This is a genomic window from Pontibacter rugosus, assembly GCF_042678745.1.
GTDB classification, from domain to species: domain Bacteria; phylum Bacteroidota; class Bacteroidia; order Cytophagales; family Hymenobacteraceae; genus Pontibacter; species Pontibacter rugosus.
The window spans coordinates 1-12,259 of record NZ_JBHTLD010000160.1 but is presented as its reverse complement, the minus strand read 5'-3'; the positions used below and the strand labels follow the sequence as shown (position 1 = coordinate 12,259).

Sequence of the window (12,259 nt, the reverse complement as noted above, 5' to 3'; positions counted from 1 at the left end):
TGGAACCTGTTTAGGGTTTTTCTAATTTATTTATTTTCCTGATAAAAAGCACTGTAAAAGCCAGCAAGTGTAGTACCAGCCAGTGCCTGGCCTTTGTTTCAAACCTGATGAGCAGCGCCTTGAAGCTGTCAAGCCAGGCATTGGCATGCTCGATGACCGTTCTGCGTTTAAAGAGCTCCTGGTCAAAGTATACATATTCTTCACTGCCCTCCCCGTTCCTGGGGTTAAAGGCGATGTTTGCTTCGATCTTCATCTCTGCGCACAGGCGCCTGAAGTTTTCCGAGTCAAAGCCGGCGTCAGCGTTTAAAAACAATCCCTCTGTCTGGATGCCTGCTTCTCTGAGCAGGCTGCACAACTCCCGGAACACCCTTTCTATCTCAAACAGGTCATGGTGGGCACCGGATACAGGCTCACTGCAGGCCAGCAGCTGCCCCTTGCTGTCAGAGAGGAACAGGCTGTTGCAGGTCTTTGCCGCTTTCCTGCCTTGGTAGCCCACATGCTCCCCACCGTTCTTGCAGATGGTATGGCTCCCGTCCAGCTGCATCGAAGAGAGGTCCAACAGCTTGCGCTTGCTCTTTAAAAGCTGCGTCCAAACCTTTTCCAGGCTGCCGTCCGCGGCCCATTTCCTGAAGTGGTGGTACACGCCCTGCCAGCTCAAACCAGCTCCATGGATGCACGCTTTCGTGGGCAGCTCCCGCCATTGGCACCCTGTCTTGAGCCGGTAGAGAATGGCCCCTACAATCTCTGAGGGCTTGGCCCGCAGTTTAGTGCCTCTTTTCCCTACGCTCAGGTGTGGTACGATCCACTTATTTATGCTATATTCGCTTATGACTTCCATCGGATTAGGACTTGGGGTTAAAATGTCTTTGCAAACACTTTTACCTGCCTAATTCCTTGGAAGTTAAACAACTCTAAACAGCCTCATGGTATAAAAAGACAAAGCCAGGTATAATAACCTGGCTTTGTCTTTTTACTGTAGTCTTGTAATTGGTTGTTAGTTGATGGTGTTGAAAATACGGCTCCAACGGATTTTATCAAACATGCCACCTTCCGGGTTAGTCGACATCCAAATCATGACAGCCTTTCCAACAATGTGATCTGCCGGTACATAACCCCAGTAACGTGAGTCAAGTGAGTTGTGGCGGTTATCACCCATCATAAAATAATAGTTCTGCTTAAAGGTATACTGCGTCACCTCTTGCCCGTTTATGAATAGCTTACCATCTCGGATTTCAGCATTTTCGTTACGTTCATACTCCAGAATAACGCGCTCATATAACGGAAGCGATTCAGGAGTGATGGCTACTGTTGCACCTTCCTTCGGAATATAGATAGGCCCATAGTTATCCTTGTTCCAAAGGTACTTGCTTGGCTGGTGAGGGAAAACAGCAGCTTCTGCATTACCCGGAACATCTTTCAGAAGTATAACATCCTTGATGAAATCAAGGGAAGCGATTTCTTTGGCAAGTTCAGGTGAAGCATCTATTGCGTACCCGCTTTCATAATATTGTAAACCGTCTAAGTTAATATTGCGGTCCTGGAAGAATTTTTCTGAGAGTTGCATAGTAGGTACTATTATGTACTTGTACTGTAGCTTCTCAGGATTATCAGCTGCTTTTCCGTTGATGAATACCTGCATGTCTTTCACCTGCAGAGAGTCTCCAGGTAAACCTATGGCACGCTTAATATAATTTGTGCGAAGGTCGGCTGGGTGTTCTTCCTCAGGAGGGTAGTTGAAGACCACCACATCATTGCGCTTTACTTCAGAAAAACCTGGTAAGCGGTGTGGGGCAAGCTGAATGGCATCGGAGTAGGAGGGAATATTGGTTCCCCAGATGGTTTGGTGCGTTAGTGGCACCTGCAAAGGAGTAATAGGGGTGCGGGGGCCATAGTGCAGCTTACTCACAAACAGGAAATCACCGACTAAAAGTGATTTCTCCATGGAGGGAGTGGGAATAGTATAAGCCTCGAAGGTTGCCCAGCGAATTAAGCTGGCCGCTACAACAGCAAATAAAATAGCATCGCCCCATTCACGGGCAAAGCTTTTTTTCTTTTTTGGCTCTTTGGCTTCCGCCTTTTTATCCCAAAATTTTACGTTCATGTAGCTATGGTTACAGGTTAAGCAGGTCCTTCATGCCGTATACACCTTGGCGGCCTTGCAACCATGCAGCGGCCATCACAGCACCTTCGGCGAAACCAGCACGACTATGGGCAATATGTCCTAGTTCAATTTTATCTACATCGGAACTGTAGGTAACAATATGTGTGCCTACCACATCAGGCTCACGCTCCGATGCAATGTTTAATTTAGTTTTTTCTTCCGGATTATCTGCCACCCAACCTTCTAAATTTGAATAGCTGCTTAGTATACCCTCTGCTGTTGTAATGCCTGTTCCGCTCGGTTTGTCAACTTTCTGCAGATGGTGTACTTCCCTAATAGCTACATCATATGCTTTGTAAGCTTGCATTTTGCTGGCAATGTACTCATTAAAGTGGAAGAACAGGTTTACACCAACGCTAAAGTTAGAGGCATAAAAAAATGCGCCTTTATGTTCTCTACATAAGTTTTTTGCTTCCTCAAATTTATCAAGCCACCCTGTGGAACCAGAGACTACAGGGATTCCATTATTCAAACAGTAGCTGATATTATCGAAGGCAGATTCCGGGTGTGTGAATTCAATAGCCACATCAGTAGTTTCAGCAGTATACTGATGAAGTTCCTGCACATTTTCATGGCTGATTCTGCCCACAATTTCATGGCCTTTGGCTGTAGCCATTTGCTCGATGGTTTTGCCCATCTTGCCGTAGCCAATCAGTAGAATTTTCATTTAGAACGAGTGTATAGTGTCAATGTAACTCCAGGTGTGATGCTGCCCGGATGAGATTGTATGGGTACCAAACTTGGCTGCATACGGAGCGCCAGCTCATCTGATACATCAAAATCTTTTAAATGTGCGTGTACATAGGCTTCAGCAACTTGAAGGCCCCAGGCAGCTACGGAAAGAATAATGGTTAAGTCTCGGTTTCGACGCCAGAAGTCTCTGCGATACTTTATATTACTAACAGCCCTGTCTCCTTGGTCAGTACCAAGAACGCTGTGGTTAGCAAATTTATCTACTGTAGTAGGATCACCGTCTATCCGTTGATAGTAAGCTAAATTATATTCCTGAAACTTGTTGTTGTTGTCGATATAGAAAAAGGTTAGAACACCTGCTGTAGCGTACACGATAGGTACCTTCCAATAGGCTTTGTTGTAAAACTGTCCGGCTCCTGGTACAACGGCAGAAAACAAAGCCGCTTTCGCTGGATTATCCCAGTTTTCTAAAAAGAAGCTTTTTCGCTCTACGGCAGAGTCAGTAACTACTGCTTGCACAAGTACTGAATCAGGCCCAACAGTCATTACCTGCGCCTGTAGAGGGGCGATAGGGGCAAAGTATAAAACTAAACCCAGCAACCATATAACCGTGCCTACTTTCAGACGCATTCAGAACTAGTAATTTAGTATTTCCAATATACGATTCAGTTCTTCTACTGATACGAAAGGAATTTTGATTTCTCCTTTGCCATCATCATTAGCTTTTACCTGGATTTTGGTTCCGAACTGAGAAGACAGCTTAGTCTGTACAGTCTTTAACTCATCCTCATATTTGTTAAACAAAAGCTTTTGTTGTGCCTCAGGCTTCTTCTTCGCGTTTTGTAGGTTTCGAACCAGTTCTTCTACTTTACGCACTGATAGCTCCTTTGCTACCACTTCTTTAAACACATCCAACTGCTGCTCAACCGTATCAATGTTGATCAGTGCACGGGCGTGGCCCATGGATATAAGATTATCGCGCAAACCTATTTGAATATCTGGCGGCAACTTAAGGAGACGCAGGTAATTGGTAACCGTTGTGCGCTTTTTACCAACGCGGTCGCCAAGCTCTTCCTGCTTCAGGCTGCACTCAGACAGTAGGCGCTGGTAGGAGAGCGCAATCTCAATAGCATTAAGGTTTTCGCGCTGTATGTTCTCAATAAGAGCCATTTCCAGCATTTGCTGGTCGTCAGCTTTTCGTATATAAGCTGGTATAACACTTAAGCCTGCTATTTTAGAAGCCTGGTAACGTCTCTCACCAGAAATCAACTGGTAGCTATCCTGGTTAAGCTGGCGCACCGTGATAGGCTGTATAATTCCTTGAACTTTGATAGATTCAGCCAACTCCTCCAGCGCATTCTGGTCAAAATGCGTGCGGGGCTGGTATGGATTCGTTTGTATTTGATCTATAGCTATATCTGCGATAGTATTAACTTCGTTTAAAGTGGAAGTCTCCGTTTTTCCTGTGTATTTATTTCCCTCTAATAGAGATCCAAGGCCTCGTCCAAGGCCACTTTTGCGTTTTGGTGCAGAATTCTTATTTTCAGACATGTACTCGAGTAATTATTTCGCCAGCGCTACACTGTTCTTCTCTGCTATTTCACGGGCCAGGTTCAGGTAACTAAGCGCACCCTTGCTTTCTGCATCGTGCAATAAGGCAGGTATACCAAAGCTCGGAGATTCGCTCAGTTTCACGTTTCGAGGTATGATAGTATCAAATACCATTTGCTGGAAATGAGTTTTTACTTCCTCCACTACCTGGTTAGACAGGCGCAGGCGCACATCATACATGGTAAGCAGAATACCTTCAATCGCCAGTTCCATGTTCAGGCGCGACTGTATGATTTTAATCGTGTTTAATAGTTTACCCAAACCTTCCAGGGCAAAATATTCACATTGCACAGGTATCACTACGGAGTCGGCGGCTGTTAAAGAGTTAACAGTGATAAGGCCTAGCGAAGGAGAGCAATCGATGATTATAAAATCATACTGCTGCTTCAGGCTGCTTAGCGCTTCCCGCATCTTCTCCTCGCGGTTCGGCATGTTGATCATTTCCACTTCAGCACCCACTAAGTCGATGTGAGAAGGGATCAGGTCAAGGAAATCGATATTAGGCGATTGCAGAATAATATCTGCCGCCTTCACGTCTTCCACCATGCATTCGTATATGCTGCTGGTGATTGTGGCTGGATCAAAGCCTAAACCCGACGTGGCATTTGCCTGTGGGTCTGCATCCACTAATAATGTTTTAAACTCTAAGGCTGCAAGGCTGGCTGCCAGGTTAATGGCTGTTGTAGTTTTGCCTACACCGCCTTTCTGATTTGCAACCGCGATTATCTTTCCCATTCTATCCGCTATAATTCGATAGTCTGACCTATCTCTATCAAAATAAGTTCTTTATCAACCATTTTCGCCACTTCCATTACCTCGTCTTTGTCTATTTTGATGTACGGAAAGGTGTCAAAATGCATTCCTATCACCGTGTCTACCTGAACAAAGTCTGCTGCTACCATAGCATCATGAATATCCATAGTGAAGTTATCACCAATAGGCATCAGGGCAAAATCTACGTCAAATTGTTCTGGTATCAGCTTCATGTCATAGGTGAGGGCGGTATCACCAGCATAGTAGAACGTTTTATTTTCTGTTTCTACCACAAACCCCGCTGCCGTGCCAGCATAGGTGCCATCAGGCAGAGAGCTGGAATGTATGGCATTCACCATTTTAACAGTTCCGAACGGAAGTGTAACTTTACCTCCGATGTTCATAGGGTGAGTTTTCTCTACACCTTTGTTGCCAAACCAGGTAGCTATTTCATGAATAGCTACAAGGGTACTGTTATTGTTCTTTGCAATTTGCTCTGCATCGTGCACGTGGTCCTGGTGGCCGTGTGACAGCAGAATATAGTCAGCTTTGATGTCGTCTACGTTGATGTTGGATGCCAACTCGTTAGGGGAGATGAAGGGGTCGAACAACACACGATTTTCTCCTATTTCGAATAAAAAGCAAGACTGTCCGTAGTACGTTATTTTCATAATGAGTTATATTTAGTTCTTACTTATCTACGCAAGATACTTTACATTGCACAAATATACATATTTCTAGCCACAAAGATTGATGCAATTTAGAACCCTAGGCCTTTATTTATCCACAGTTCTGGTGCTGTTTTCTGCCTGTTCTGAGGCTGATAAAGGAGAAACGGATAAATCTGTTTTCAGGTATAACCAACCTGAAGCTTTAACTTCACTTGATCCGGCTTTTGCACGAAATCAGGCAAATATCAGAGCAATAACGCAGCTTTATAACGGATTGGTAGAGTTAGATCAGGAACTTAAAACCGGACCAAGTATAGCTAAGAGCTGGGAGGTGTCAGAAGATGGTAGGAGTTATATGTTCCACCTTCGGCAGGATGTTTTTTTCCATGATAGCGAGGTATTTAAAAGTGGTGAAGGAAGGAGGGTTACTGCTTATGACTTTGAGTATTCCTTTAAGCGAATCATTGATCCGGCCACTGCCAGCACGGGTGCTTGGGTTTTCAATGATAAAGTTTTAACGAATGCAAGTGGAACCATTGCAGACACTGCTTTTCTGGCAGTTAACGATAGTACCTTTAAAGTATACTTAAATGAACCTTTCATTGCTTTTCTGGAAATTCTGACAATGCCCTATGCTTATGTAGTTCCGCGTGAGGCCGTAGAGAAGTATGGCAAAGATTTTAGGGAAAATCCTGTAGGAACTGGACCTTTTATGTTTAAACTGTGGGATGAAGGGAACGCTATTGTCATGCACCGAAATCCAAAATATTGGAAGAAGGACGAGCAGGGGCAGCAATTGCCCTATCTTGATGCTGTGCAGATATCATTTATCACAGATAAAAAGTCTGAGTTTCTGACTTTTATGCAAGGCAAGTTAGATTATCTTTCAGGTATAAAAGAAGGATCCAGAGATTTAATCTTAAACAATGATGGAACACTGCAGGAAGACTTCAGAAATAAATTTACCGTTCAGAAAGTACCTTATCTTAATACCGAGTACATAGGCTTTCAGCTTGACCCAGCCAATTTAAAAGCTACCAATGCTGCCTTACAGGATAAGCGCGTACGCCAGGCTTTAAGTTACGCGATAAATAAAAAGGAAATGATAGCCTACTTCAGAAATAACATGGGCATACCCGGGCATGCTGGTATGGTGCCACCGTCTCTTCCATCTTTTAGCGATAGTTTAGTTACCGGTTATACATACAATCCTGAGAAGGCTGTAAAGCTACTTCAAGAAGCTGGCTACAATGCTCATAAGCCTTTGGAGATGCGGCTTAGTACAGTGGCTGAACATAAGGAGCTGGCGGAGTATATGCAGAAGAAGTGGGCAGAGATAGGGGCGATCGTGCAGATAGATATCAACCAGGCACCTGCGCATCAAGAGACGGTAGACAATGGCAGGGCACCATTCTTTATGAAGTCATGGTTAGGTGATTACCCTGATGCTGAGAACTACCTGGCATTATTTTACAGCAAGAACTTCTCACCGGCAGGCCCTAATAAAACACACTTTGTGAATGACAAGTTTGATAGACTGTACGAAAAGGCCAAGTTAGAGCGTGATGTTAAAAAGCGTTGGGCCATGTATCAGCAAATGGATCAGATAGTGATGGAGGAGGCTCCGGTTATTGTTTTGTTCTATGATGAAGTAATCATGCTGACACAGAACAACATTACCGGTTTAGAAGCGAACCCGATGAATACGCTGAAACTGGAACGGGTAAACAAATTGTAAGTATAGCACTCTTTAGAAAAGCAAAAAGCCAGCTGAATGCTCAGCTGGCTTTTTTATGTTGTATTATTTAAGCTGTTTTAGCTTATTTTCTGTCATTTCTGATGTCTCTATCTGTCCTGTTGTTAACATCAGTTTTTAGATTGTCTACTTCTACATCCTGCTTGCGTACCGTACCTTTCACAGTCTCTTCTCTTGACGTAGAATCCTTTTCTAAACGAACTTCTTCTACTACACGAGCTTCTTTTTTCATTAATGGAACCTCAGCATGCTCTGTCATGATTTTCTCACCGTCTTTGAAGCTTGCCAGGTCTTTCTCATTTGCTGGTCGGTTCACTGGGTTTCTTTCTACATGCACATGCTCTTCGCGCAGGCGCAGTTTTTCTTCCACCGGACGCTCTACAATACGGCTGCGCAATCTTACACCACCAGTTTCAACTTCGCGCTTGCCTACCTGCATATTTTCTTCAACTACAGGGATAGAAGCACTTGAGTCAGTCCATTTGCCTTTTGCAGAACTTGTCATGGTGCCACCTTGTGAAGCTCTTTCATTTACATCAATTGCTCCACACTTATCAAGTGTTTCAGCTACTTTCCTGGCTTCATCTCTTGATGTAGTATGCACTGTCACGACAGAGCCTTTTTGCGCTAACTCTGAATATCTTGCAGACTCATCGCGGTTATCTAACATAGAGTTGAAAAAATTGCCCACTCTGTTGTTAGAATCTGCGTTTGTCGTATTATTAGCTGTTCCCGGTGTTGATTTATCTTTGGCACCGTTTACAATTACATCTATTTTGCTATTAGCAACCCCTGCTTTCTCAAGCTGCTGGGCAGCCATCTGTGCATCTACGCCGTAATCAAAAATTCCTATTACTGTTTGTCTTTCTGTTTGTTGTGTCATAGCTTAATTCTGTTTTAATTTAAAATTTACTAATGCCTGATTCTCAGGCTTGGGTTGAGTTAAAGTCACTGTTGTTAACTCGGTCAACATTTATTTCTTCTTTTCGAAGCACAACTTTCTGTGTTTCGTTTGTCTGTATCTTTTTCTTGGTTACGTGCAGCTCTTCTACAACTACAAGTCGCTTCTGCACGACCACTTCTTCACGAACAACAGGAATGATCATGACGTCGCCTTCATATCGAACAGGTGGCGGAGCAGTTTCGACCTGCGTGTTTACTGGCACACGCTTTACATCGATCTCCTCATGTACCATCGGCAGGTCTACATCCACTTCATCTTCACGCACTTGCTTGGAGATTCTCACTCTGCCAGTTTCAACTACCTTTTTGCCCACCTCTACGGTCTCTTCCACTACAGGTATAGTTTCTGAAGTATGGCTGGTTTCCAAGTCAGGTGTGTGCGACGTTCGCTGCTGTCCAGACATGCTTTCCTGAAGTTTCTGTTCAAATTCAGAAGTTTGTATTTTATCTTCGCTTTTGTTCATTTTCATAACATATGGCCATATTGAAATATAGCTTTTGCTAGGATGCGTAAATCATATCCTCTATAATTCTTGTACGGGAGTAAGCTACTCTTGTTCCCGAGGAGTGAATGATTGCATGTTACTTTTGAGTAAAATATGTCTCTCACAAGAAGGTAAATGAACGATTGTTATTGGTAGAGGCGGCTTATTAGGAAGTTAAACCTTGCTATCTCTTTTTAAGCAAAAATGTTGAGCAGGGGTGGCTTTGATATAATTTCAGGAAGTTTCCTTTTAGGTTTAGTTCGTTTAATGCCATCAGCCTTGCTGCTACTTTTCCTGCTTTACTTGTTTTTGTAAAAGCTTTAAAATGGTTTTATGGATATCTTCAATAAACAGCCTTAACTCTTCTGGCCCGTTTTGCTGATGTTTTATTTTTTTTACCTCCGTGCCTTCCTGGTAAAAAGTTAAGTAAGTAGCAGGTTGATCAGTAAAGGTGCTTGTATAAGTGTCTTTGAAAGACATATAATTCAACTGCTCTATCTGCTGGTAAAGCCGCCTTAGTTGTACATGATTCAAAACAAGCTGCTGTTCACCTTGGACGGGTGCATTACGGTACCCGTTGTAGCTAATACTACCGTCAGCGTAAAAGGTCGCATCATAGGCAGGGCAGGTGCCAAAACACGGTGTTTTCTGAAAGTGCAGAACAGGCTGAGCAGTTTCATCAGGTTTAGTAGCTATACTTGTACAGCAGGATAACATAAAAAGCATCACCATGTTGCAGAGGAGAAGTAGTACTTTATATCTCGCCATAGTTATCTAGCAATGGTAAAATTGTAGTCTTTTCATCAATAAAGGTCTACTGCTCATCCATACTTCCTGTGCATAAAGCTTCGGGTTTTAAATTAGCCTCAAAGGCCATTGCAATTAGTAAAATACCTGCTGCTAATACAATTTGCCCGCGTTTATACTACTTCCAGTATTATGATATTAAAAAATCTTCTTTGCTTATTTTTTAATATCATATTCCTCTTCGGAAATTTTATAGCGGTCATAGAGCTTACTATCAGTCGTATCAGTGTATGGCGCCTCCAGCGAGTCCTTTACCAAGTCATTGGCCAATGTTGGGTGCGTGCTTTCGATTTCTGGTTGCTCTTTTGGTTGCTCCTGGCATGCGAAGAGGGCAAAAGGAATAAGCAGCCAAAGCGACTTCATTTTATTTTGTTTAATTCTGTTCATGCCTCATCATACGGCTATTTGTTATCCTCAGACATAAAAAAAAGCCTCTCCGGTGATGGAGAGGCTTTTTAATGAATTGCAGAAATTATTTTTTAGCTTTCTTCTTCTGCTCTAGTTCCTGTGCCTGGCGCATGGCTTCCTGCATGCGTTCGGTAAAGCTAGGTCCTCCTTTTTTCTTCTTCTCTTTGATCTTGTCCTTATTAGCTTCTAGTTTCGCTCTTACTTTACCTTCATCCACAAACTTACGGATAGCAGTCTGCTGGCCAAACGTTACAATGTTAGATACAAAGTAGTAAAAGCTAAGGCCGGCAGGGAAGGAGTTTAATACAAACATGAAGATGAGAGGCATCAAATAGCTGTAAAACTTCATCGGGCCCTGCATGGAAGTGTTTATCTGGTTATTAGACCAAGTATAAAGTATCGTGGATGCCGTCATCAGTAGTGTAAACATACTTACGTGGCTACCATAAAACGGAATCGTAAACGGTAATTGTGCAAACACATCGTAGGTAGACAAGTCGTTAGCCCAAAGGAAAGGCTCCTGACGCAGTTCGATAGAATTCGGGAAAAAGTTGAACATGGCAAACAGAATCGGCATTTGCAGCAGCATAGGTAAACAGCCGCTCAGTGGGCTTACACCCATCTCTGAGTATAGCTTCATGGTGTCTACCTGTGTCTTCTGCATATCGCCATCGTTGCGCTCTTTTATCGCATCAATCTCAGGCTTCAATACTTTCATCTTCGCCATCGATACATAAGATTTGTATGTTAGCGGGAACAGTATTGTTTTGATGTAAAGTACCAGCAGAATAATGATGATACCATAGTTGCCGATGTAGTTCTCCAGGAAGTCGAAAGCAGGTATAATAAGCCACTTGTTTACGTAGGAGAAAATGCCCCAGCCCAAATCAAGGTTCTTATCGAAATCGTTTCCGATGTTATTCAGAATCTTGTAGTCATTAGGGCCAAAGTAAAACATGAACTCACCGCTTCCTGCTAATACATCTTTTGTGGGGATGTAAATTTGAGAAGTCAGTGTTTTCACCACTAATGTATCAGCAGGGTCTACGGTGGCTTTCATCTCTGCACCGGCAAAACTATTGCCTGCAATGATGCCTGCTGTAAAGAAATTCTGCTTGTTGGCTACCCACTTAATTGGCTCCTCTACCAGAGCCTGCTCTTCTGTTTCTGAAATAGATAGGTTATCGAAGCCATCTTCAGCTGTGTAGTAGTTGATTGTAGATTTAGCACGATTTTGCTTCAGGTCACGCTCCAGTTGCTTTAAGCGGTCGCTCCATGTAAAAGTCATGGTATTACCGGCTACCTGTTGGTCCAGCCCTTCAAAGTTAAGCTTGTAACCCATCAGGAAGTTCTCTGCATAAAGCGTATAAACCTGCTCGATATATTGGCCAGTGCCAAGGTTTGCGCGGAAGCTAATGGTCTTACCTGTTTTACCTTCAGCAGCTACTTCTTTTATCTCAGAAGGAGTGAAGTATAAATCAGACAGTCTAATGATCTTGCCATCAGCCGCTCTGAAAGCGATGTCCGTTTCGCTGCTTTCGCTATCGAAAAGCAGAAGCGGGTCTCCTTCATAGGTTTTGTAGTTTTTAAGAAGAACCTCTTCTACCTGTCCGCCTTTTGTATTAAAGGCAACGCGGATGTTCTCATTTTCTAAGGTAACTGTGCTTGCCTCGCCAGTTGCAGCAGTGCCAAAAGCACCCAGAGCTGCTGCTCTGCGAAACTGTGCCAGCGAGTCTTCCTCTACAACTGCATTATTTTGTTGCAGATGCTCTACCTTGGCTATCTCCTGAACCGCCACTTGCTCTGCTGGTTTATCCGTTCCTGCAAAAAAGAAGGAGTAAGCCAACAGCAGCACGGCCATCAATCCGAAGCCAATCGCTTGATTTCTATCCATTTACTGATAATTGAATTGTGTTTATTTTGCTTATTTTAATTTAGCATTATTAATAGC

Annotated in this window: 13 protein-coding genes; 1 reads left to right on the top strand and 12 read right to left on the bottom strand. The window is 43.3% G+C overall.

What is annotated here, in order from left to right:
- Positions 1-10 precede the first annotated feature (10 nt).
- From ACFQ2O_RS15585 to ACFQ2O_RS15555, 7 genes are all read right to left on the bottom strand, one after another.
- Positions 11-838, bottom strand: coding sequence for an IS5 family transposase (locus ACFQ2O_RS15585; protein ID WP_377529604.1), 828 nt, complete (start codon positions 836-838; stop codon positions 11-13).
- A gap of 156 nt (positions 839-994) precedes the next feature.
- Positions 995-2,101, bottom strand: a complete 1,107-nt coding sequence (gene lepB, locus ACFQ2O_RS15580; RefSeq protein ID WP_377529602.1) for a signal peptidase I — start codon at positions 2,099-2,101, stop codon at positions 995-997.
- A 10-nt stretch (positions 2,102-2,111) separates the two neighbouring features.
- On the bottom strand, positions 2,112-2,828 hold the full coding sequence (dapB, locus tag ACFQ2O_RS15575) for a 4-hydroxy-tetrahydrodipicolinate reductase (RefSeq protein ID WP_377529599.1): 717 nt from the start codon (positions 2,826-2,828) through the stop codon (positions 2,112-2,114).
- Positions 2,825-3,484, bottom strand: coding sequence for a DUF5683 domain-containing protein (locus ACFQ2O_RS15570; RefSeq protein WP_377529595.1), 660 nt, complete (start codon positions 3,482-3,484; stop codon positions 2,825-2,827). The genes dapB and ACFQ2O_RS15570 overlap by 4 nt, the downstream gene beginning before the upstream one ends.
- Positions 3,485-3,490: 6 nt before the next feature.
- Positions 3,491-4,405, bottom strand: a complete 915-nt coding sequence (locus ACFQ2O_RS15565; RefSeq protein ID WP_377529591.1) for a ParB/RepB/Spo0J family partition protein — start codon at positions 4,403-4,405, stop codon at positions 3,491-3,493.
- A gap of 12 nt (positions 4,406-4,417) precedes the next feature.
- Positions 4,418-5,200 carry a ParA family protein gene (locus ACFQ2O_RS15560; protein ID WP_377529586.1) on the bottom strand — a complete coding sequence of 261 codons (783 nt, stop codon included), beginning with the start codon at positions 5,198-5,200 and terminating at the stop codon, positions 4,418-4,420.
- An 8-nt stretch (positions 5,201-5,208) separates the two neighbouring features.
- Entirely contained in the window at positions 5,209-5,889 is a 681-nt protein-coding gene (locus ACFQ2O_RS15555) for a metal-dependent hydrolase (RefSeq protein WP_377529581.1), read from the bottom strand.
- An 82-nt stretch (positions 5,890-5,971) separates the two neighbouring features.
- Here ACFQ2O_RS15555 and ACFQ2O_RS15550 point away from each other — a divergent pair, with 82 nt between their 5' ends.
- Positions 5,972-7,627, top strand: coding sequence for an ABC transporter substrate-binding protein (locus ACFQ2O_RS15550; protein ID WP_377529576.1), 1,656 nt, complete (start codon positions 5,972-5,974; stop codon positions 7,625-7,627).
- 82 nt (positions 7,628-7,709) lie between these two features.
- On the opposite strand, the gene ACFQ2O_RS15545 is transcribed toward ACFQ2O_RS15550, so the two are convergent.
- From ACFQ2O_RS15545 to yidC, 5 genes are all read right to left on the bottom strand, one after another.
- Positions 7,710-8,528: a YsnF/AvaK domain-containing protein gene (locus ACFQ2O_RS15545; protein WP_377529574.1), complete on the bottom strand. Its 819-nt coding sequence runs from the start codon at positions 8,526-8,528 to the stop codon at positions 7,710-7,712.
- A 43-nt stretch (positions 8,529-8,571) separates the two neighbouring features.
- Positions 8,572-9,078, bottom strand: a complete 507-nt coding sequence (locus ACFQ2O_RS15540; protein ID WP_377529572.1) for a YsnF/AvaK domain-containing protein — start codon at positions 9,076-9,078, stop codon at positions 8,572-8,574.
- Between the two features lie 300 nt (positions 9,079-9,378).
- Positions 9,379-9,861 (bottom strand): DUF6438 domain-containing protein, encoded by a 483-nt coding sequence (locus ACFQ2O_RS15535; RefSeq protein ID WP_377529569.1) that lies wholly within the window; start codon positions 9,859-9,861, stop codon positions 9,379-9,381.
- A gap of 195 nt (positions 9,862-10,056) precedes the next feature.
- A complete protein-coding gene (locus ACFQ2O_RS15530) occupies positions 10,057-10,287 on the bottom strand; it encodes a hypothetical protein (RefSeq protein WP_377529566.1) in 231 nt (76 codons plus the stop codon).
- Positions 10,288-10,372: 85 nt separating this feature from the next.
- Positions 10,373-12,202: a membrane protein insertase YidC gene (gene yidC / locus ACFQ2O_RS15525; protein ID WP_377529563.1), complete on the bottom strand. Its 1,830-nt coding sequence runs from the start codon at positions 12,200-12,202 to the stop codon at positions 10,373-10,375.
- Between the last annotated feature and the right edge of the window lie 57 nt (positions 12,203-12,259).

Coding starts and splice junctions, on each gene's coding strand:
- ACFQ2O_RS15570 (WP_377529595.1), bottom strand. CDS start 3,484: ATGCGTCTGAAAGTAGGCACGGTTATATGGTTGCTGGGTTTAGTTTTA.
- lepB (WP_377529602.1), bottom strand. CDS start 2,101: ATGAACGTAAAATTTTGGGATAAAAAGGCGGAAGCCAAAGAGCCAAAA.
- dapB (WP_377529599.1), bottom strand. CDS start 2,828: ATGAAAATTCTACTGATTGGCTACGGCAAGATGGGCAAAACCATCGAG.
- ACFQ2O_RS15530 (WP_377529566.1), bottom strand. CDS start 10,287: ATGAACAGAATTAAACAAAATAAAATGAAGTCGCTTTGGCTGCTTATT.
- yidC (WP_377529563.1), bottom strand. CDS start 12,202: ATGGATAGAAATCAAGCGATTGGCTTCGGATTGATGGCCGTGCTGCTG.
- ACFQ2O_RS15560 (WP_377529586.1), bottom strand. CDS start 5,200: ATGGGAAAGATAATCGCGGTTGCAAATCAGAAAGGCGGTGTAGGCAAA.
- ACFQ2O_RS15540 (WP_377529572.1), bottom strand. CDS start 9,078: ATGAAAATGAACAAAAGCGAAGATAAAATACAAACTTCTGAATTTGAA.
- ACFQ2O_RS15545 (WP_377529574.1), bottom strand. CDS start 8,528: ATGACACAACAAACAGAAAGACAAACAGTAATAGGAATTTTTGATTAC.
- ACFQ2O_RS15535 (WP_377529569.1), bottom strand. CDS start 9,861: ATGGCGAGATATAAAGTACTACTTCTCCTCTGCAACATGGTGATGCTT.
- ACFQ2O_RS15555 (WP_377529581.1), bottom strand. CDS start 5,889: ATGAAAATAACGTACTACGGACAGTCTTGCTTTTTATTCGAAATAGGA.
- ACFQ2O_RS15550 (WP_377529576.1), top strand. CDS start 5,972: ATGCAATTTAGAACCCTAGGCCTTTATTTATCCACAGTTCTGGTGCTG.
- ACFQ2O_RS15585 (WP_377529604.1), bottom strand. CDS start 838: ATGGAAGTCATAAGCGAATATAGCATAAATAAGTGGATCGTACCACAC.
- ACFQ2O_RS15565 (WP_377529591.1), bottom strand. CDS start 4,405: ATGTCTGAAAATAAGAATTCTGCACCAAAACGCAAAAGTGGCCTTGGA.